The 20,018-nt window shown below is 59.6% G+C and carries 16 protein-coding genes; 6 read left to right on the top strand and 10 right to left on the bottom strand.

Annotated features, from left to right (window positions below):
* Positions 1-2: 2 nt before the first annotated feature.
* The 7 genes from dtnK to ACYVDM_RS09875 form a co-directional block, all read right to left on the bottom strand.
* Positions 3-1,274 (bottom strand): D-threonate kinase, encoded by a 1,272-nt coding sequence (gene dtnK / locus ACYVDM_RS09905; protein WP_415786313.1) that lies wholly within the window; start codon positions 1,272-1,274, stop codon positions 3-5.
* Positions 1,274-2,302, bottom strand: a complete 1,029-nt coding sequence (locus ACYVDM_RS09900; protein WP_415786315.1) for a 2-keto-3-deoxygluconate permease — start codon at positions 2,300-2,302, stop codon at positions 1,274-1,276. The genes dtnK and ACYVDM_RS09900 overlap by 1 nt, the downstream gene beginning before the upstream one ends.
* 247 nt (positions 2,303-2,549) lie before the next feature.
* Positions 2,550-3,473 (bottom strand): ectoine hydroxylase, encoded by a 924-nt coding sequence (gene thpD, locus ACYVDM_RS09895; RefSeq protein ID WP_415787063.1) that lies wholly within the window; start codon positions 3,471-3,473, stop codon positions 2,550-2,552.
* Positions 3,474-3,490: 17 nt separating this feature from the next.
* Positions 3,491-3,892: an ectoine synthase gene (locus ACYVDM_RS09890; protein WP_415786317.1), complete on the bottom strand. Its 402-nt coding sequence runs from the start codon at positions 3,890-3,892 to the stop codon at positions 3,491-3,493.
* Positions 3,889-5,196, bottom strand: coding sequence for a diaminobutyrate--2-oxoglutarate transaminase (gene ectB / locus ACYVDM_RS09885; RefSeq protein WP_415786319.1), 1,308 nt, complete (start codon positions 5,194-5,196; stop codon positions 3,889-3,891). The genes ACYVDM_RS09890 and ectB overlap by 4 nt, the downstream gene beginning before the upstream one ends.
* 108 nt (positions 5,197-5,304) lie before the next feature.
* The gene (gene ectA, locus ACYVDM_RS09880; RefSeq protein ID WP_415786321.1) at positions 5,305-5,865 is read right to left on the bottom strand and encodes a diaminobutyrate acetyltransferase; all 561 of its coding nucleotides are present in this window, start codon (positions 5,863-5,865) and stop codon (positions 5,305-5,307) included.
* Complete coding sequence (locus ACYVDM_RS09875; protein WP_415786323.1) at positions 5,862-6,407, bottom strand: MarR family winged helix-turn-helix transcriptional regulator; 546 nt, start codon at positions 6,405-6,407, stop codon at positions 5,862-5,864. The genes ectA and ACYVDM_RS09875 overlap by 4 nt, the downstream gene beginning before the upstream one ends.
* Before the next feature lie 414 nt (positions 6,408-6,821).
* Between ACYVDM_RS09875 and ACYVDM_RS09870 the strand changes: the two genes are divergently transcribed.
* The 3 genes from ACYVDM_RS09870 to ACYVDM_RS09860 all read left to right on the top strand — a co-directional run bounded on the left by ACYVDM_RS09870 (position 6,822) and on the right by ACYVDM_RS09860 (position 11,630).
* Positions 6,822-7,766, top strand: a complete 945-nt coding sequence (locus ACYVDM_RS09870; RefSeq protein ID WP_415786325.1) for a MurR/RpiR family transcriptional regulator — start codon at positions 6,822-6,824, stop codon at positions 7,764-7,766.
* 113 nt (positions 7,767-7,879) lie between these two features.
* Positions 7,880-8,887 carry a TAXI family TRAP transporter solute-binding subunit gene (locus ACYVDM_RS09865; RefSeq protein WP_415786327.1) on the top strand — a complete coding sequence of 336 codons (1,008 nt, stop codon included), beginning with the start codon at positions 7,880-7,882 and terminating at the stop codon, positions 8,885-8,887.
* A gap of 136 nt (positions 8,888-9,023) precedes the next feature.
* Positions 9,024-11,630 carry a TRAP transporter permease gene (locus ACYVDM_RS09860; RefSeq protein WP_415786329.1) on the top strand — a complete coding sequence of 869 codons (2,607 nt, stop codon included), beginning with the start codon at positions 9,024-9,026 and terminating at the stop codon, positions 11,628-11,630.
* A gap of 275 nt (positions 11,631-11,905) precedes the next feature.
* Here ACYVDM_RS09860 and ACYVDM_RS09855 read toward each other — a convergent pair whose 3' ends face one another.
* Positions 11,906-12,643, bottom strand: a complete 738-nt coding sequence (locus ACYVDM_RS09855; protein ID WP_415786331.1) for a LysE family translocator — start codon at positions 12,641-12,643, stop codon at positions 11,906-11,908.
* Here ACYVDM_RS09855 and ACYVDM_RS09850 point away from each other — a divergent pair.
* Positions 12,642-13,532, top strand: a complete 891-nt coding sequence (locus ACYVDM_RS09850) for a transcriptional regulator GcvA (protein WP_415786333.1) — start codon at positions 12,642-12,644, stop codon at positions 13,530-13,532. The two genes, ACYVDM_RS09855 and ACYVDM_RS09850, sit on opposite strands and share 2 nt — an antisense overlap.
* 10 nt (positions 13,533-13,542) lie before the next feature.
* Here ACYVDM_RS09850 and parC read toward each other — a convergent pair whose 3' ends face one another.
* Together parC and parE are read right to left on the bottom strand one after the other, a co-directional pair.
* Positions 13,543-15,858 (bottom strand): DNA topoisomerase IV subunit A, encoded by a 2,316-nt coding sequence (parC, locus tag ACYVDM_RS09845; protein ID WP_415786335.1) that lies wholly within the window; start codon positions 15,856-15,858, stop codon positions 13,543-13,545.
* 88 nt (positions 15,859-15,946) lie between these two features.
* Complete coding sequence (gene parE, locus ACYVDM_RS09840) at positions 15,947-17,908, bottom strand: DNA topoisomerase IV subunit B (RefSeq protein WP_415786337.1); 1,962 nt, start codon at positions 17,906-17,908, stop codon at positions 15,947-15,949.
* 308 nt (positions 17,909-18,216) lie between these two features.
* Between parE and trxA the strand changes: the two genes are divergently transcribed.
* A complete protein-coding gene (gene trxA, locus ACYVDM_RS09835; protein ID WP_415786339.1) occupies positions 18,217-18,543 on the top strand; it encodes a thioredoxin TrxA in 327 nt (108 codons plus the stop codon).
* A 115-nt stretch (positions 18,544-18,658) separates the two neighbouring features.
* Positions 18,659-19,915, top strand: coding sequence for a transcription termination factor Rho (gene rho / locus ACYVDM_RS09830; RefSeq protein WP_415786341.1), 1,257 nt, complete (start codon positions 18,659-18,661; stop codon positions 19,913-19,915).
* Positions 19,916-20,018: the final 103 nt, after the last annotated feature.

Here is a 20,018-nt window from a genome sequence, read left to right as displayed (position 1 = left end):
GATCAGAATCTCCTTTCGCGAACCGCACGCGCGGCCCGAATCAATACATCGTCAGTGCCAAAGCCTCCTGCCTTGGTCACAATGGGCAGCCCGGCAGCCGGCCCGCCCGTCAGGGTGCCTAGCGGCACGCCCCCAGTCACTTCGTCTACGAGCGCAATGCCGCCGGCTTGTAATGCAGCCAGCACGGCACTGGCGCCGTCGCCACCGGTGGCCACGACACCAGCGACTCGCCCGGCAGGCGTCGTCGCTGCAGCCCGGTTTGCCGCAACGCGACTGCCATGACTCGCCAAGCTCTGTTGGATCAATTGTCCGGCCAGGGTGCCCAAGCGAGTCGCCACGGCATCCGAACTCAAACCGTCCAACCGCCCCTCTGGCGCCAACAACAGCCAAGTCGACTGCGGCTCGGCAACCGCGGCCGTTTTGCAGACTTCTGCCGACCACTGAGACCAAACCGCGTCATCCGCGAGTTGCGCCAAGGTCGGCGACCATACCCGTGCACCGTCCGCCTGCAAGGCAGCGACTTGACGACGCGAAGCGCTGTGTTGGGAGGTCACCACCACCAGGACGGCTCCTCGCGTTTCGGCGCCCGCCCACAACCGGGCCAACGGCGCAGCCAAGCCTCCCGAGCCCACCGGCACTGCGCGCTCGCCGATCAAGGCAATCGCCCGAGCCAAGCGATCCATGTCCTGTTGCGTGACGGCATCGACGACGACGGTATGGCCCGCCGCGACGATCCGGTCTGCCAGCGACTGCGAGGTTTCGCCGGGAACCAACGCGAGTTGCGCGCCGCCCAGCAAGGTGGGAATGTGGCTCTCGGTAACGGGGGTTACCGGGTCGGTTGCCGCGGAAGTTTCGGTGACCGGCTTGTCGTTCACATACAGCACGCCGTCGCGCACGGTACGACCCGTATCAGGAAATGCCGGGCAGACCACCGCGATGGCGTCACCGCGCCATGCTGCCCGTGCCGCGTCAATTTCGGCCCTGAACGCACCGCGCAAGGTCGAATCGACTTTCTTGTACAACCGCTGTACGCCCGCGGCGCGCAAGGCGGCCACGTCCTCGCGGACGATAGTGGCCGCCTGGGCCGCCGGCAGAGACCGACTGTGCGTTGTCACCGCGATCACCTCTGCCCGACTGGCAGCGGGGTCGGTCAATGCCTGGCTGGCCCGGCCCACCGACAATTGCGTGGTCCAGCCGGCACGCACAAACTGCACCGCCGTATCGCCGGAGCCCGTCAGATCATCGGCAACAATCGCGATAAAGGGGCCCATCATTACACCTTTGCGTCGGCAACCGGCGGCGCGGTTTCGTCCAGCATCGCCACGACATCGTCAGACGGTTTTAATTCACCCGCACGCTTCAGGAAGTATGACGCCAATACCGGGGCCAGAATGGAACTGATCAGCACACAAGCCGCGACCTGCGCTGTCGCCGTGCCGACGTAGGGCAGCAAGGAAGGATCAGCTGCGGCCACCACGGCGGGGGTGGCGATCGCGTTGCCTGCGGTAGTTCCGGCGGCAAAACCAATGCCGCTTTTGCCACCACGACGCAGAATATAGCGGTAGCCCAAGTACACGAGGAAACCCGTCACGGGGCTGATCAACAGGCCCAGCACCAGACCCGTCATACCGCCCGACAACACCGCGCCCAGGTTGATCCCTGTACCCAATGCGAACGCAAAAAACGGGATCACAATATTGGGGACTGGCTTGAGCACGTTACGCCATTGCACGTCCAGGTTACCGACCACAACGCCCAGCAGGAACGGCACAAGTGCGGCAATCAATGCAGTCACCGGAATGTCGGCCAGGCCCGATGCGCCCAGAAACAACAGGCTAAAAAACGGGCCGTCGTTCACCGCGCTGGCGACGTAGGCGCCACGATCGCGGCTATCGCCGTACTGACCCGTGTAGGCCAACCACAGACCGCCGTTGCTATTGTCAAAGGCGGCCAACAGGGCCAGGATCGACACGCCCAGCACGCCGTCCAGACCGACAAAACTACCCAAAATGATGATCAACGTAGCGGGCACGATGGTTTTCATCAGCAAAATCGTGCCTGCCGTCGCCAAGATCGGGCCGCCCGTGCGCATATTGACCTGGGTACCGGTCGCGAAAATCAACAGTGCGATCAAAGGCAACGCACTGTTCTTGAACAAGGCCGTCGTGAATCCCCCGATCGCCAGGGCGTCAGGGGCGAATGTGCCGATCAACGAGCCCAGAATCAACGGGATCAACATCAACCCGCCCGGCACTTTGAGCATGATCGAGAACATGGGGAAACGAGAAACTTCGGCGTTCATTAGGTGCGTCTCCTGGCGCTTTTGTCATAGGTCGGCGTGCCTGGGGAATCCTGAAACGCCGAGCGTAAGAAAAACGTAGTGTACAACTGATACGTACAGGCTGTACGTACAGTGTTTGTAAGCGCGACAACGCCATGTCGTTCTCAAAAACAAACAGCCCCCAGAGAGACTCTCTGGGGGCTGTCCTATACGCCAGTACCTCAGTGGGAAACACCGGCAATTTCTGCCATGGCCTTCCCGTGGCCAGCTACTCCACGAGTTTCAGGGCGTCCAGCGGCGTCACCGCCTTGAATGCCTGACGCGTGGCAATATGCTCGGGCCGAGGATCCAGCCCGTACTTGGGCGGATTCAGCGTGTTTTCCATGCTGTTGTAGACCATGAACACATTGGCACGCGGCCACGGCGAGATATTGCTGTTTGAGCCGTGCATGGTGTTGCAATCGAAAAACACCACGGAGCCAGCTTTGCCCGTCATAGTGCGAATGCCACCCTGCTCTACCAGCAATTGCAGGCTGACCGGATCGGGCACGCCGTACTCTTGCTTCTTGAGCGAATGCTTGTAGTGCTCGCGCGGGGTTTCGCCCACGCACGAAATAAACTGACGATGCGATCCCGGCACCAGCATCAGCGGACCGTTGCATTCGTTGTTGTCGCTCAGCAGCACCGAGCAGCTCAGTGCGCGCATGGACGGCATACCGTCTTCGACGTGCCACGTTTCAAAATCAGAGTGCCAGTAGAACTCTTTCCCTTTGAAACCGGGCTTCATGTTGGCGCGCGATTGGTGGATGTACACCTCGGAACCCAACAGTTGACGCGCCACATGGGCGAGTCGAGGGTCACGGGTTAAACGTCCCAACATGGCATTGAGCACGTGGACACGGAAGATCGAACGCACGGCGTTGCTGCCGGGTTCGGTAATGGCTTCCTCGCGGCGCACGATCGCCGGATCGCGTGTCATGCGGTCGACCTCGGCAATCAGCGCCTGGACTTCCGTATCGGAAAACACGTTTTCCAACAGCAGAAAACCGTCGCGATCGTAGCTGTCGACTTGCTCGGCCGACAGTGCGTCGGCATATTTACCATCGCCATAGACCACGGGATCGTGGCGAGCGATGATGGCGGAACTTCGATCCGTACGCGAGGCGTACGGATCCTGGGCAGGTGAGATCATCATTAACCTCCTTGTATTCAGGCCGCTTTGATTTCGTCGGGCAGCGAGTAGACGCCGTCGGCGTCGTGCACTTCCAGACCCGTCAGCGGCGGGTTGAACACGCAGATGACGCGCAGCGGCTCTTTGCCGCCGCACAGCCAGTGCTCATCGTTTTCGTTCAGGGCGTAGACAACGCCCGGTCCCAAATCGTACTTTTTGCCGTCGGCAATCGTTTCGATTGAGCCGTCGCCTTCGATGCACCAGACCGCTTCAAGATGGTTCTTGTAGTGGATGTGCGTGCGTCCGCCCGGAAAAATGGTGGTCTCGTGAAACGAAAACCCCATGCCATCCTTTTTCAGCAGCACTCGGCGGCTAACCCAGGTATCGGTACGGACTTCGTCCTGCGTTCCGATCACATCTTTCACATTGCGTACGATCATCGGCGTTTTCCTCCAAATTTCAAAACACGGGCAGATTGTCCGGACTCGCCCAGCGCTTCAGCTAGGGCGGATTCGATGGTTTCCAGGCCACGGGTCAGCAACTCGTCTTCGATGGTCAGAGCCGGCAACAGCTTCAGGACTTCGTCCTGCGCACCCGAGGTTTCGATCACGAGACCACGCTTGAACGCCTGCTGCGCGATGCGATTTGCCAACGCGGGTTCAGCGGTAGTCACCAGCCCCTGAATCAGGCCACGGCCACGCACGGCCAGACCGGCGTTGGGGAAACTGTGGGCCAGGTTTTCCAGCCAATCACGCACCATACGTTCTTTGCGCTGCACTTCGCTGACGAATGCATCGCTGGCCCAATAGGTATTGAGCGCCTCGGTCGCGGTAACGAACGCCAGGTTGTTGCCGCGGAACGTGCCGCTGTGGGCACCGGGTTTCCAGATGTCCAGTTCGGGACGCATCAAAACCAGCGACATCGGCAGACCAAAGCCGGACAGGGACTTGGACAGCGTGATGATGTCGGGTCGGATACCCGCCGACTCGAAACTGAAGAAGTTCCCCGTACGGCCGCAACCCACCTGGATGTCATCGACGATCAGCAGCATGTCATGACGACGGCACAGCTTTTCCAACTCTTTGAGCCAACGCAGCGTTGCCACGTTGACACCGCCCTCGCCCTGCACCGTCTCGACAATCACGGCGGCGGGCTTGTCCAGACCGCTGCTGGGGTCATCCAGCATGCGCTCCAGATACGCCATCGTGTCCACGTCGGGACCAAAATAACCGTCATACGGCATGAAGGTCGTGTTACCCAACGCATAGCCGGCCGCATCGCGGAACTTCATATTGGCGGTTGCCGCCAACGAACCCCCACTCACGCCGTGAAATCCGTGGGTAAAGGAAATGATGTTGGAGCGCCCTTTCACCTGGCGCGCGATCTTCAGCGCGGCCTCGACGGCGTTCGTGCCGGTCGGCCCGGTGAACTGGAGGGTGTATTGCCAGTTGCGCGGCTTGAGCAACACGCGATCAACGGTTTCCAGAAATTCTTTCTTGGCGCTGGTGGCCATATCCAGGCCATGCACTACGCCATCGGCTGCCAGGTATTCGAGCAGCTTTTCTTTGAATACAGGATTATTGTGGCCGTAGTTCAGGGTGCCTGCGCCGCTGAAGAAGTCGATATATTCTTCACCGTCTTCGTCGATCAGCAACGAGCCGCGCGCCTGGCTGAATATCACCGGAAACGACCGAATGTAGCCACGCACCTCCGACTCCATTCGGTCAAAGATTTTCAAGTCCATAATATATCCTCCGTTCATTTCGTGAATTGACAGACGTAACGGTGCCGATGCCAAAGAGACACCAGGGCAACGCCACGTCCCGGTTCCAACAGGCTGCAGGCCTGTCCGCTAGCGGACGGACTGCGTAAACGGGCCTATCTTCAACAACATCTCGTCGTCATGGTCCGCACCACCGAATAACTGCCGATCAAAGAACGGCTGCTCGGAAATGTGGGCGCCGAGCTCGCCGGCCAAGCCGGTAAACGTGCGGCGCGAGGCCTGGTTATCAGGGCCTACCGTGGTTTCAAGATGACGAACATGCTTCAACTCGTCGCGCTGCAAGAGTTCGCGAAGCATGGTGCGGCCTAACCGTTGGCCGCGTGCTCGGGCATGCACGGCAACCTGCCAGACGAAGATCACGTCGGGCCGAGCTGGCGGCACATAAGCGGAAATAAACCCATCTATCCGACCGCCGGCGCTTTCGGCGACGACGCAAGTCGCGCTGAAGTGCTCGCACAGCAACAGATAGGCATATAGAGAGTTGACGTCGAGTGGCGGGCACTCGGTAATCAGGCGATGCAGTGCGGCACCGTCGATACGACGCGGTTGCCTGAAAATCAGGCTCGCAGGCGAGGCGGCCGATTGAACGGCCGTAGAAGGCTGGGTAGAGGTCAGGTCATGCCCCCTCATACGACCAACCCCGACTCGGGCGGCGCACCGCCAGTGGGGACCTCGAGAATGGGTGATGAGACATCGGTGTGCGCCTCGACCACGTGACCTTCTTGTTCCATCAATGTCACGATACGCTCCAACGCTAAAGTAATCGTGGCCTGCTCGATCTCGGGCAAGGCGTTCAACCCGTCGGCCAGATGCTTTTGCAATGGCGACGGAGCATGCTCGGCCAAGTCGCGGCCGGCGTCAGTCACCGAAACAAACACAATGCGGCGATCGACACGGCCGCGCTCCCGTCGCACCAGGCCCTTGTCTTCCAGGCGATCAAGGATGCCCACGACCGTACTGGGACTGACGTGGATATCGCGGCTGATCGCGGTCGCCGTCATGGGGCCATTGGCAATGACCGTACGCAGGCACATCAACTGCGGCGCAGTGATGTTGCTGACGGCCGCCAGCTGGCGCGAATGCAGCGCGATCGAGCGCGTGATGCGGCGCAGGGCACGCAAAATGCGCAGGTCGTACTGCTGTGACGGATCGGGTAACGGTGCATTATTCATGACTGAAATAGTTCAGTAGGATTGATTTCTGTACAAATGATTCTACCCAGATGATATGCGCTTGAGCATCATGGGTCAACCCAAGCCTCCAAGAAAATACGAAAAGATGAGGCTATGTTTCAAGAAGATGGTGAAAAATATCATCTTTTACATTTCCCTCCGGGGGAAATCTTTGCCATGCCTCGCATACGCCAGAAGTCCGAGACGGATCAAATCCGTGCCAGTACACCCCTTCAAGCCCGGACTCCTGTGCACCGGCACCCCGTAATACACAAACAAAGAAAACGAAGCTGCGTTTGGCCTCATCGCCAGGGACGTTTGGTAAACGGTAAGGAATACCCTAATTGTTAAAAAAACATATGTTTCTTAAAGTCCACGCCGGTAGTCATATGTTTTTTTAACGCTCCACCCCCTATGCCGCCGCCATCCCCACCATCGCTGATCTTGGAACGTCTGCAGAGTTTGTTCGATCAATTGCCGCCCGAGCTTCGGCGCGCGGCACACTGGGTGGTCGATCATCCGGCCGAAGTCAGCCTGTGGTCCATGCGACGCCAGGCCCAGGCGCTGGGTGTCGCGCCTGCCACGATGCTGCGTTTGGCGCGTGCCGCGGGCTACACAAGCTATGAGGCCTTTCGGGTGCCCTTCCAGCAAGCGCTTGCCGGCACCGAACCCAGCACGCTACGCGAACGCGCCGCAAAACTGCAAGCGGCCCAGGCACAGCCCAGCGCGCCAGGTCACAGCGCGTTGACGTATTCGCAGGTCCATGCCATCCAATCCGTGACGTCGGTGAACAGACCCGAGACATTCGAGGCGACCGTCACGACGCTGTTAAATGCTCGCCACGTCGGATTCCTCGGTACGCGTTCGGCCTTTGGCATCGCGTTCCAAATGCACTATGCCTATCAACTCGTGCGGCGTAACAGTCTCCTGATTCATGGCCTGGGTGGCCTGCATGCCGAAGCCGCCGACAATTTATACGAAGGTGACGCGTTAATCGCGATTTCGCAGGCGCCCTACCCGACGGAAACTGTACTTCTGGCGCGACAGGCCGCCCAACAGGGTGTGGCCGTTATTGCCCTGACGGATTCGCCGCTATCACCACTAGCAACAGATGCTCGGCACGTCCTACTATTCGACCGTGCTGACCGTAAAGAGGGGAAACGTCAAAGCGCGCAGCATGGCCTGGGATCTTTCTTTCACACCACGGCGGGGCTGCTGGCCCTGTCCGAGCACCTGATCGCCCGCCTGACGGCTCGCGGCGGCGAAGCCGTGCTGAATAGATTGAGCGAAATCGAAGAGCGTATGCACGCCGATAACGTGTTTTGGTCCGCCTCCGCCGCCGCTCAACTCGATCATTAGAATATTGCCGCGCTGGCATCCCAGCGCACTATGTCACGCGTTCCGGCCCGGACGCGTTGTTTTACCGGAAGCGCCGGTTACTTTCACGGGGAACATCCTCACAAGGAGTTTGTATGAGTCAGACTATAAAACCTATTTTCGGCAACAAAAAGAAAACCTTGAGTCTCGCCGCGGCCTGCACGGCTGTTGCCCTGGCTTTTGCGGCTCCGCTGCCCGCCGCCGCGCAGCAAAAGTTCGTTAGCATCGGGACCGGTGGCGTCACGGGTGTTTACTATGCGGCCGGTGGTGCGATCTGCCGCCTGGTCAACAAAGACCGCGAAACGCACGGCGTGCGCTGCTCGGTCGAATCCACCGGGGGCTCGGTCTTCAACGTCAACACTATCAAGGCCGGCGAACTGGACCTGGGCGTGGTGCAATCCGACGTTGGTTTTAACGCCTACAACGGCAAAGGCCAGTTCAAGGATGCGGGCGAGTTCAAGAAATTGCGCTCGGTGTTTTCGGTTCATCCCGAGCCCTTCACCGTCGTTGCCCGCAAAGAAGCCAACATCAAGTCGTTCGAAGACTTCAAAGGCAAGCGTTTCAACGTAGGCAACCCCGGTTCGGGCACACGCGCCTCGATGGAGGAACTGCTCGCCACCATGGGCTGGAAGCTCAGCGATTTTTCGCTGGCCTCTGAACTGCGTCCCGACGAGCACGGCTCGGCATTGTGCGACGGCAAAATCGACGGCTTCTTTTATGGCGTCGGACACCCCTCGGCAAACATTCAGGACCCGGCTACGACGTGCGGTGCACAGTTGATCTCGTTGACCGGCCCTGCCGTAGACGAGTTGGTCGAAAAGTATCCGTACTACTCCAAGGCCACCATTCCCGCCGGCCTGTATCCGAACAACGACAAAGAAACCCAGACCTACGGTGTAACGGCCACGTTCGTGACTTCGGCCGACGTGCCTGACGAAACGGTCTACGCCGTCGTCAAAGCGGTCTTTGACAACCTCGACGACTTCAAAAAACTGCACCCCGCCTTCGCTCACTTGAAAGCTGAAGACATGGTCAAGAACGGCCTGTCGGCCCCCCTGCACCCGGGTGCTGAAAAGTACTTCAAAGAAAAAGGCTTGCTGTAAGTCAGTGGCGTATGGCCTGGAGCGCCCCTCGGGGGGCGCCTTGGGCCTGAGACGCCCTGGTGCCGGAGGTGCATTGCGTCATCCCACGATGGCGCAATGCACTCACCGGCTGGCCAAAATCTATTAGGAAAACTCAATGAAGACCGAGCCGTCCTCTACGACAGCTGATCTGGAACAATTGGTCGCCGATGTCGACCGGGGCGGGCGCCAGGCGGGCGGGATCGCCGGCGCCACGCTGGCGATTGGCGCACTGGTCTGGGCCCTGTTCCAGCTCTGGTATGCCTCGCCGTTGCCCTTTACGTTTCGATGGGGCATTTTTAATGACACCGAAGCGCGTGCCCTGCATCTGGGCATCGCCATGTTTCTGGGCTATCTCGCCTACCCGTTCAGCAAGCGGTCCCCGCGTGACCAGATGCCCTGGTATGACTGGGTGCTTGCCCTGATTGCGGCGTTCTGCGGCGCCTATCTATTCCTGTTCTACAACGATCTCGCTCAGCGTCCCGGTCAACCGACCACCATGGACGTCACTACAGCAGCCGTCGGCCTGCTCTTGCTGTTGGAGGTCACGCGTCGCTCGCTCGGTCTGCCGATGGCGGTACTGGGTGCGGTGTTTGTGCTGTACGTACTAGCGGGCCCCATGCTGCCTGATGTCCTGGCCCACCGCGGCGCCTCCATCGAACGCCTGGCCTCGCACATGTGGCTGACGACCGAAGGCGTCTACGGTGTCGCACTCGGTGTGTCCGTATCGTATATCTTCATTTTCGTGCTGTTGGGCTCGCTGCTGGACAAATGCGGCGCCGGCAACTACATGATGCAGGTGTCGTTCGCGCTGTTGGGCCACTTGCGCGGCGGTCCCGCAAAAGTAGCCGTGGTGTCCTCGGCGGTCAACGGCCTGGTCTCCGCGTCGTCGGTCGCCAACGTGGTTACCGGTGGTATCTTTACCATCCCGCTGATGAAAAAAGCCGGCTATGGCGGCATTCGGGCGGGCGCTATCGAAACGGCGTCGTCGGTCAACGGCCAGATCATGCCGCCCGTCATGGGCGCAGCGGCGTTCCTGATGATCGAATACGTGGGTATCCCGTACACGGACATTATTCGCCACGCGATTTTGCCGGCCTCGATCTCGTACATCGCGTTGTTCTATATCGTGCACCTGGAAGCCTTGAAGCTCGGTATTCAACCCATGATGTCCGCCGGCGCGCCGCGTACTCCATTGCAAAAACTTGCAGGCTGGGGCATGGGCATTTCCGGAACACTGATCGTCATGGGCCTGGTGTATTGGATCGGCATAGGCGTCAAGGCTGTCGCAGGCGATGCCGCCATGTGGATACTGCTAACGTTGCTGGTGATCCTGAATATCTGGCTGATGCGTGTAGCTGCCAAGCACCCGGACTTGCCGACGGAAATCAGCGTCACCAATCCAGTACGTCCGGAGCCATGGCCCACCGTCCGCGCGGGCCTGTACTTCTTGATTCCGATCGGTATCCTGGTGTGGTGCCTCAGCGTCGAAGAGCTGTCCGCCGGCCTGTCGGCCTTCTGGGCCGCCCTGGCCATGCTGATACAGATGATCGTTCAGCGACCGCTGATGGCCTGGTTCCGCAAGCAGGATGTCAAGCCTGCCCTGGGGCTCGGTTGGCGCGAGGCCATCGGCGGCCTCGAAGACGGTGCCCGCAACATGATTGGCATTGCCATCGCCTGCGGCACCGCCGGCTTGATCGTAGGTGCCATCACCTTGACCGGCCTGGGCCTGCGCATGACGGCGTTCGTCGAGTTGGTGTCAATGGGCAATGTACTGCTGATGCTGATCTTTACGGCCCTCGTCTGCCTGGTTCTTGGGCTGGGTATGCCGACCACCGCCAACTACATCCTGATGGCCACGTTGATGGCACCCGTCGTCGTGGAGTTGGGAGCCCAGAACGGGTTGGTGATTCCGCTGATTGCCGTGCACATGTTCGTGTTCTATTACGGCATCATGGCCGATATCACGCCGCCTGTCGGTCTAGCGACCTTTGCGGCGGCGGCGATTTCAGGTGAAGACCCCATCAAGACCGGTATTCAAGGCACGACCTACGCCCTGCGCACGGCGGTGCTGCCGTTCATTTTCGTCTTCAACCCGATGTTGTTGTTGATCGACGTCAATGGCTGGTGGGAGCTGTTCCTGGTCGTGGGCGGCGCCGTTCTAGCCTCGCTGACCTTCGCGGCCGCCACTCTGCGCTGGATGCGCGTGCGCTGCTCCCTGATCGAGACGCTCGTACTGTTGCTCATCACGTTCATGCTGTTCCGTCCGGACTGGTTCATGAATCAACTGGCCGACAAGTACGTCAATGTGCCGGCCTCGGAGATCTCGAACACAGCGGCCGCGCTTCCTCCGAATGGTCGTTTGGTGGCCGTACTGCAAGGAATGAACATTGAGGGCGACGAACTCACCAAAACGGTCGCGGTGGGCCTGCCAGCCCTGCCCGAGGGTGACACCGCCACGGGCGTCGCAGCCGGCCGCAAGCGGCTCAGCGAGGCCGGTCTGATGGTCACGGCGCTGGGCGATCAGGTGCAGATCGGTGCGGTGCAGTTTGGCAGCCGGGCCCGCAAGGCCGGTTGGGAACAAGGTTGGGACGTACTCAACGTCAAAATCCCCAACCCCCATCGTCTATCCGAGTTCTGGGTGTATATCCCTGCACTGGCGCTGCTGGCGTTGATCTGGATGTTCCAAGGTCGTCGCGAAAAACGGCAGCAAGCATCTACATAACGACGTTCGTGAAGGAGGTTGCCTGAGCAAGATAGGGCAACCCGTAAGAAAGAGGGCACCGCGAAAAAGCGGTGCCCTCTTTTTTTTGCCGCCGGGCCGCCCCAAGGCAAAAAACGCCCCCTTGGGGCGGCAGCAAGCCGAAGGCGCAGCGTGGGGGCTTTTTATTGCCGCCGGGCCGCCCCAAGGCAAAAAACGCCCCCTTGGGGGGCAGCAAGCCGAAGGCGCAGCGTGGGGGCTTTTTTGTCGCCGCGGCGGCGCCATATACGTGCTCGCAATCAGGAAAAAGCCATATAGGCTGCAACGAGCAACATGCAGATGCCGAAGACTTGACCTTGGATTTTTACAGCACGAGTTGACTGGAATCGGCGCATTACTAACTGCCCCCCGTAGATCCACGGGAAATGGCAGACCACGCACACAACGAGAAATGCGATGGTGAACAACGCGACCTGCATGCCGAGCGGTTTTACTGGATTAAGGAACTGAGAAAACATTACCAGGATCATCGAATGGATTTTTGGGTTGAGGACGACGGACAGAAATCCATCCCGGATACCGAGGTGTTGCAACCGCCGTGCACCATTATCGGTAGCCCCCGCTGACGATCGAAAAAATCCCCATGCCAGATACAACGTATAGGCAATTCCTGCCCATTTGATTATCGTCTCGATGTTCGGGTAGCCATGCAACAACCTGCCCAGGCCCAATCCATATGCAACGCACAGTACGAGGTTGCCGACCTCAAAGCCGATCCAGAATGGCAGCGATCCGGCTATTCCAAAGCGACCACCGGCGGTCGCTAATAAGGTGTTGCCTGGCCCCGGACTAACCACCATCGGAACCGTGTAGCCGAAAAACAGAATCCATATATCCCATGCAATCATCGCAGCCTCTATCAGCAAGTACCGGGATTTCGCATTTCCCGGCGAGTGCGTATTGCAAGTGACTTCACGGCTTATCACAAACGGATTATCCTCATACCCTCGATAAGTCAAAGTAATCGAGGACTCCATGCGACGCCTTCCGCCTTTGGGTGCGTTACGTGCTTTCGAGGCTGCAGCGAGGCATTTGAGCTTTACGCGCGCAGCGGCTGAGTTATGTGTAACGCAGGCCGCTATCAGTCATCAGATTCGTCAGCTAGAAGACTGGCTTGGCACGAAACTGTTCGAGCGTCGAGGACACGCATTGACACTGACTGCCAAGGGACAGGCATATCTGCCCGAGCTTGCAGAAGCACTTGATCGAATCTCGGCAGCAACCCTGCGCCTCATGAAGCACGACGATCGACCGTTGCGCATCACGGTCTTGCCCTCATTCGCTTCCCGGTGGCTCGTGCCTCGTCTGGAGTCGTTTCGTGCCCGGCATCCCAAGATTGATGTGCGTTTGGACAGTTCAGCCGACTTATGGGACTTTGCGACAGAGCGTTTCGATCTCGGCATTCGATCAGGGCTGGGAAAATGGACAGGATTGAAGGTTGATCTGATCGCCCGAGAAGCGTTGAGTCCAGTCTGTAGTCCAACGCTCGCTAACGGGGCACGGCCCATTCGCGCTCCGGCGGACTTGGGTCATGCCCGCCTGCTATATGACACGCCTCACGACGCGTGGCAGCGCTGGTTTAACCTTGCCGGGATGGATGCACCCGAAATGAACGCTGGCGTATCGTTCACCGACGCCAGTCTCGCATTGCAGGCCGCAATGGATGGGCAAGGTGTTGCTCTTGGACGGCTCACGCTCGCTGCGAATGATCTTCAGTGTGGGCGACTCGTACAACCATTCAATGTCGTGTTGCCTAACGATTACAGTTATTGGCTTGTCTACCCATCGACAGCATTGCATCGCCCCGGCGTTGCAGCCTTCCGGAAGTGGCTGCTCTCAGAGGCGCAGCGCGGGAGCTTTTTATAGCAACGGCCGACTACAGCACGGGCGAGAGCACCGGTTGCTTGGGCCGTACATCCAGGGCGCGCCCCTTGCGTGCCCGCTTGCCGACATACAGATCCAGTGCCGAGCCCACCAGAATATCTTCGGTCGGCTTGTTGCGGTAAATGCCGGTAGCGCGTAGGCCTCCTGCTCCGATGGGCACGGCTTGCTCGAGCTTGTCCGTCCCATCCAGGCCCATCAGGATAGTGCCACGACCACCGCCCGATAGCGACTTGACCTCTTCCAGGCCAAACACCAGACATTTGCCTTTGGCCGACAACAGGGCCAATTGCCGTGCGCCGCTGAACAACGGCACGGGACGCAGCAACGCATCGCCGGGTTCCAGGGTGATGAACTGCTTGCCCGCACGCTGACGCGACATCATGTCGCTCAGTTTTGTCGCAAAGCCAAAACCGCGTTGTGTGGCCAGCAACCATCGGCTATCCGCCGCCGCAGCGATGCTGTGCACGATGCGCGTGCCCGGCGTGAGATCAATCATGGTCGTCACGGGCTGTCCGTCGCCGCGTGCAGATGGCAGACCCGAGACGGCCACGGAATACACCCGGCCGTTGTCGCCCACCGCAATCAGGGTATCGGTCGTACGGCACTCGAACGCACCATACATATCGTCGCCCTGCTTGAAGCCAAATTGCGAGGCATCATGCCCATGCCCCTGACGCGCGCGCAACCAGCCCTTTTGCGACACAACGACGGTGACGGGCTCATCCAGTACTTTGGTTTCCAGGACGGCACGCTCGGCGGATTCGATCAAAGTGCGTCGATCATCGCCGTATTGCTTCGCGTCGGCCTCGATCTCCTTGATCAGCAGACGTTTGAGCGAGGTGGGGTTGTCAAGCAGCTCTTGCAAGCGGGCTTGCTCGTCGCGCTTGTCGGTCAGCTCTTGCTCGATCTTGAAACCCTCGAGACGCGCCAATTGGCGCAAGCGCATTTCCAGAATGTCCTCGGCCTGGCGTTCCGACAGCGAAAAACGCTGCATCAATGCGGCCTTGGGTTCGTCGGATTCGCGGATCGTCTGGATGACCTCGTCGACATTCAGGTACACGACCATGCGGCCTTCGAGCACATGAATGCGATCCGTGACCTTGTCCAGGCGGTAGCGCGTACGACGTACCACGGTATCGGTGCGGAACACGATCCATTCGACCAGAATGTCGCGCAATCCCTTTTGACGTGGCCGGCCATCTGTACCGATGCACACCAGGTTCACCGGCACGCTGCTTTCCATGCTGGTTTGCGCCAGCAGCGTATTGACGAACTCATCGCGATCCACACGAGACGTCTTGGGCTCAAAGACCAGACGTACCGCGGCGTCTTTGCCCGATTCGTCACGCACCGCATCCAGGAGGTTCAGCATGACAGCCTTGGACTGCTGCTGATCCGCCGTCAGGGCTTTTTTGCCGGTCTTGATCTTGGGGTTGGTGATGTCCTCGATTTCTTCGAGGACCTTCTGCCCAGACGCGCCCGGCGGCAATTCAGTCACCACTAGCTGCCACTGCCCGCGCGCCATTTCCTCGAACTGCCAACGCGCGCGCGCCTTGAGCGAGCCTCGTCCAGTGGCATAGACGTTGGCGATATCCGCAGTGGACGTGATGATCTGGCCGCCGCCTGCGAAATCTGGCCCCGGGATCATCGTGTACAGATCGCTGTCGGAGAGGTTGGGATGCTTGACCAGAGCCACGCAAGCCTGTGCAACCTCGCGCAGATTATGCGAAGGAATTTCCGTCGCCATACCCACTGCAATACCCGACGCGCCGTTGAGCAACATCACGGGCAAGCGCGCCGGCAGCATTTGCGGCTCTTGCTGGCTGCCATCGTAGTTCGGGGCGAAATCGACCGTGCCTTCGTCCAGCTCATCGAGCAGCAGACGCGAGAACGGCGTCAGGCGCGCCTCGGTGTAACGCATGGCCGCAGCGTTGTCTCCATCGCGCGAACCAAAGTTGCCATGACCATCGACCAGGGGGTAGCGCAGCGAAAAATTTTGCGCCATGCGCACCATCGCGTCATAAGCCGCCTGGTCGCCGTGCGGGTGGTATTTACCGAGTACGTCGCCGACCACACGGGCGGACTTGACGGGCTTGGCGCCAGGGCCCAACCCCATGTCCTGCATCGCGTAGAGGATGCGGCGCTGCACGGGCTTTTGGCCATCGCCCACATCGGGCAAGGCACGACCACGCACCACGGAAACGGCGTAGTCCAGATAAGCCTGCTCAGCATAGCGGGCCAGTGTAATGGCCGCGTCGGCCTCGCCAGCGGCTTCGTCGAACAAGCCAGGTTGATTGCTATCAGTCATGTGTCTTCGGAATAGCTAATACGGTCAGCAAAGGGGCAGCGTGAACCCGCAGGTCAAACTGCCCCGTGAGGGCATGAACAGTCAAGGATCAGATATCGAGCTCGGCCAGATTGCCCTTTTCTTCGATCCAGGCGCGGCGTTGCGATGACTCGCCCTTGCCCATCAGCATGTCAAACATGCGGGTGGTGTCCTCGGGGGTCAGGCTGCCATAACCCACCGGCAGCAAACGGCGCGTGTCGGGATTCATGGTGGTTTCCCACAGTTGCTCGGGGTTCATTTCACCCAGACCCTTGAATCGGCTGACGCTCCAGGCGCCTTCGCGCGCACCCTCTTTGCGTAGCTTGTCTTGGGCCGCCTCGAGTTCGCCTGAATCCAGGCAATAGATCTTGCGCGCGGGGCGTTTGCCCTGGGCAGGCACGTCCAGGCGGAACAGGGGCGGCTTGGCCACATAGACGTGCCCGGTTTCGACCAGCCTGGGAAAATGCCGATAGAACAAAGTCAGCAAGAGCACCTGAATGTGCGAGCCGTCGACGTCAGCGTCAGACAGAATGCAGATACGGCCATAACGTAAGCCAGATAAATCCGGCGTGTCGTTGGGACCATGCGGATCCACACCGATCGCCACGGAAATATCGTGAATTTCATTGTTGGCAAAGAGCCGGTCGCGGTCGACTTCCCAGGAATTGAGCACCTTGCCACGCAGCGGCAGGATCGCCTGGAATTCTTTGTCACGCCCCATCTTGGCCGAACCGCCAGCCGAGTCACCCTCGACCAGGAACACCTCGGTGCGCGTGGCGTCAGACGACTCGCAATCGGTGAGCTTGCCCGGCAACACCGCGACGCCAGAACTCTTGCGTTTCTCGACTTTTTGCGCGGAACGCGCGCGCGCCTGAGCCTGCCGAATCGCCAGTTCGGCGAGTTTTTTTCCGTACTCGACATTGCTGTGCAGCCAGAGATCCAGCGCGCTTTTTACAAAGCCGCCCACCAGCCGCACGGCGTCGCGGCTATTGAGCCGTTCTTTGATTTGGCCCTGGAATTGTGGGTCGAGGACCTTGGCCGACAACACAAAACTCGTGCGCGAGAAGACGTCTTCGGGCAGGAGCTTGACGCCTTTGGGCAGCAAACTGTGCAGTTCCGCAAAGCCCTTGACAGCGCCGAATAGCCCTTCGCGCAGGCCGGACTCGTGCGTGCCGCCAGCGGGCGTGGGGATCAGGTTGACATAGGACTCGCGCACGGCGTTGCCGTCTTCGGTCCAGGCCACCACCCACTGCGCGCCTTCGCCATCCGCAAAGCTCTCGTGATCGGCACCGGCATATTGCTGACCCTCGAAGAACGGCACCATCAGCTCGGCGCCGGACAACGCCTCGGCCAGATAGCCGCGCAAGCCATCGGCATATTGCCAAGTCTTGGTGTCGCCGGTTTTTTCGTTGACAAGCGTGACTTTGACGCCCGGCAACAACACAGCCTTGCTGCGCAGCAGGTGGGTCAATTCACTCAGCGGGATCTGGGGGCTGTCGAAATATTTGACGTCCGGCCAGACTCGCACTCGGGTGCCCGATTTTTTGCGGCCGCCCTCGGGATAGGGAGCCAGCGGCTCGGTGACGTCACCGCCTTGGAATACTAGGCGACTGGTCGCGCCGTCGCGCCAGACGACGACTTCCAGTCGCGTCGACAGCGCATTGGTGACGGATACCCCCACGCCGTGCAGGCCGCCAGAGAACGCGTAGGCGCCCCCGCCGTGCTTGTCGAATTTGCCCCCGGCATGCAGGCGCGTAAAGACCAATTCGACGACCGGCGCGTTTTCTTCGGGGTGCAACCCGACGGGAATGCCGCGGCCGTCGTCCTCGACGGAGACGCTGCCATCGGTATGCAGCGTGACCTGGATTTGCTTGCCATAGCCGGCAAGCGCCTCGTCAGCGGCGTTGTCGATGACCTCCTGCACGACGTGCAGGGGATTTTCGGTGCGGGTATACATACCCGGACGCTGGCGCACCGGCTCCAGTCCCTTCAGGACTCGGATGGAGGCTTCGGTGTAACGTGGTGTAGCCAAGTTATCCCCAAGATCTGTGGAAAAAAACCGACATTTTACGGATTAGTCTAGATTCTGCGCGGCTTTAGGTAGGATGCGCACGACCTGACCAGCTCCGAATTCGGTAGGATAAGCGTTTGGCGGTTGGGGAATCAGCGGACAGCACAAGGTGTGCCCCACCATTCCATCAATCGCGATGCAACATGCTACACAAAACCGGCAAACCCTGTTGTTATTAACAGTGGTATGCTTAGCGCATCACCTCCCTTCTAGTAGAACAAAACGGCAAAGACGCCCACGCGTCCACAGCCCCGGAACAGAGAATCACCATGAGCGAGCAAATCAAAAACGTCAGCGACGCCAGCTTCGACGCCGATGTCATCAAATCCGGCCAGCCGGTGCTGGTCGACTATTGGGCGGCCTGGTGTGGCCCCTGCAAGATGATTGCCCCCCTGCTGGAAGAGGTCGCCACCGAGTACGCGGGACGCCTGACCGTCGCCAAGCTCAATGTCGACGAAAACCAGGACACAGCCACCAAGTACGGCATCCGCGGTATTCCCACGCTGATGTTGTTCAAGGACGGCCAAGCCGCCGCCACCAAGGTCGGTGCGCTGTCGAAATCACAACTTACCGCTTTCCTTGATGGCGAGTTGTAATACACTACATGCTACGAACACGCATCGGCTTGACCGATGCCCGGACATGACTACCGCGCGGGCCCGTCCGTGGCCCGCCGCCACTACTCTTCTCTAATATCCCCCTTTCACCGCGATGCACCTTAATGAACTGAAGGCGCTGCACGTTTCGCAGCTGCTGGAAATGGCCGCAGGCCTGGAAATCGAAAACGCCAACCGCTTGCGCAAGCAAGAGCTGATGTTTGCCATCATGAAACGGCGCGCCAAACAGGGCGAGCAGATTTTTGGTGATGGCGTCCTCGAAGTCTTGCCTGATGGGTTCGGCTTTCTGCGCTCACCCGAGACCTCATACTTGGCGAGTACCGACGACATTTACATCTCGCCGTCGCAGATTCGCCGTTTCAACCTGCACACAGGCGACTCCATCGAAGGCGAAGTCCGCACGCCAAAAGACGGCGAGCGTTACTTTGCGCTGGTCAAGGTCGACAAGGTCAACGGCGTTCCCCCCGAGTCGATCAAGCATCGCATCATGTTCGAGAACCTGACGCCGCTGCATCCCAATCAGCCAATGCGTCTGGAACGCGACATCAAGAGCGAAGAAAACCTGACTGGTCGGATCATGGATATCTTTGCGCCGATCGGCATGGGCCAACGCGGCCTGATCGTCGCGAGCCCCAAATCGGGCAAGACGGTGATGATGCAGCACATTGCGCACGCCATCACCACCAACTATCCCGACGCTGTCATGATCGTACTGCTCGTTGACGAGCGGCCCGAAGAGGTCACGGAAATGCAGCGCACCGTGCGCGGCGAAGTCGTGGCATCGACCTTCGACGAGCCCGCGACGCGTCACGTGCAGGTGGCCGAAATGGTCATCGAAAAGGCCAAGCGTCTGGTCGAAATGAAGAAAGACGTGGTGATCCTGCTGGACTCCATCACGCGTCTGGCTCGCGCTTACAACACCGTCGTACCGGCCTCTGGCAAGGTCCTGACGGGTGGTGTCGATGCCAATGCCCTGCAGCGCCCGAAACGATTCTTCGGCGCCGCGCGTAACCTCGAAGAAGGCGGCTCGCTGACCATCCTGGGCACCGCGCTGATCGAGACCGGCAGCCGCATGGACGAAGTCATCTACGAAGAGTTCAAGGGCACGGGCAACTCCGAAGTCCACCTGGAACGTCGTCTGGCCGAAAAACGCGTTTATCCAGCGATCAACCTGAACAAGTCCGGTACCCGCCGCGAAGAGCTGCTGATCAAGCCTGATCTGCTGCAAAAGGTCTGGGTACTGCGCAAGTTCATCCACGATATGGACGAGGTCCAGTCGATGGAGTTCATCCTGGACAAAATGCGCGCCACCAAGACCAATGCCGAATTCTTCGACATGATGAAGAAGTAAACACCATCAGGCATCAAGAAGGCAGCATCACGAAAAACGGGCCAAGATACTTGGCCCGTTTTTCATGCATCAATCAGAACGACAGGGTGTTGTCCGAATCAGT

The sequence above is a fragment of the Bordetella tumulicola genome (assembly GCF_054779135.1).
Note: the sequence above shows the minus strand (reverse complement) of the source record. Positions and strands in the feature narration are given on the sequence as shown.

Bases quoted from the DNA above. Each gene is read 5' to 3' on its own strand.
- dtnK (WP_415786313.1), bottom strand. From the start codon at position 1,274: ATGATGGGCCCCTTTATCGCGATTGTTGCCGATGATCTGACGGGCTCC.
- ACYVDM_RS09900 (WP_415786315.1), bottom strand. From the start codon at position 2,302: ATGAACGCCGAAGTTTCTCGTTTCCCCATGTTCTCGATCATGCTCAAA.
- thpD (WP_415787063.1), bottom strand. From the start codon at position 3,473: ATGATCTCACCTGCCCAGGATCCGTACGCCTCGCGTACGGATCGAAGT.
- ACYVDM_RS09890 (WP_415786317.1), bottom strand. From the start codon at position 3,892: ATGATCGTACGCAATGTGAAAGATGTGATCGGAACGCAGGACGAAGTC.
- ectB (WP_415786319.1), bottom strand. From the start codon at position 5,196: ATGGACTTGAAAATCTTTGACCGAATGGAGTCGGAGGTGCGTGGCTAC.
- ectA (WP_415786321.1), bottom strand. From the start codon at position 5,865: ATGAGGGGGCATGACCTGACCTCTACCCAGCCTTCTACGGCCGTTCAA.
- ACYVDM_RS09875 (WP_415786323.1), bottom strand. From the start codon at position 6,407: ATGAATAATGCACCGTTACCCGATCCGTCACAGCAGTACGACCTGCGC.
- ACYVDM_RS09870 (WP_415786325.1), top strand. From the start codon at position 6,822: ATGCCGCCGCCATCCCCACCATCGCTGATCTTGGAACGTCTGCAGAGT.
- ACYVDM_RS09865 (WP_415786327.1), top strand. From the start codon at position 7,880: ATGAGTCAGACTATAAAACCTATTTTCGGCAACAAAAAGAAAACCTTG.
- ACYVDM_RS09860 (WP_415786329.1), top strand. From the start codon at position 9,024: ATGAAGACCGAGCCGTCCTCTACGACAGCTGATCTGGAACAATTGGTC.
- ACYVDM_RS09850 (WP_415786333.1), top strand. From the start codon at position 12,642: ATGCGACGCCTTCCGCCTTTGGGTGCGTTACGTGCTTTCGAGGCTGCA.
- ACYVDM_RS09855 (WP_415786331.1), bottom strand. From the start codon at position 12,643: ATGGAGTCCTCGATTACTTTGACTTATCGAGGGTATGAGGATAATCCG.
- parC (WP_415786335.1), bottom strand. From the start codon at position 15,858: ATGACTGATAGCAATCAACCTGGCTTGTTCGACGAAGCCGCTGGCGAG.
- trxA (WP_415786339.1), top strand. From the start codon at position 18,217: ATGAGCGAGCAAATCAAAAACGTCAGCGACGCCAGCTTCGACGCCGAT.
- rho (WP_415786341.1), top strand. From the start codon at position 18,659: ATGCACCTTAATGAACTGAAGGCGCTGCACGTTTCGCAGCTGCTGGAA.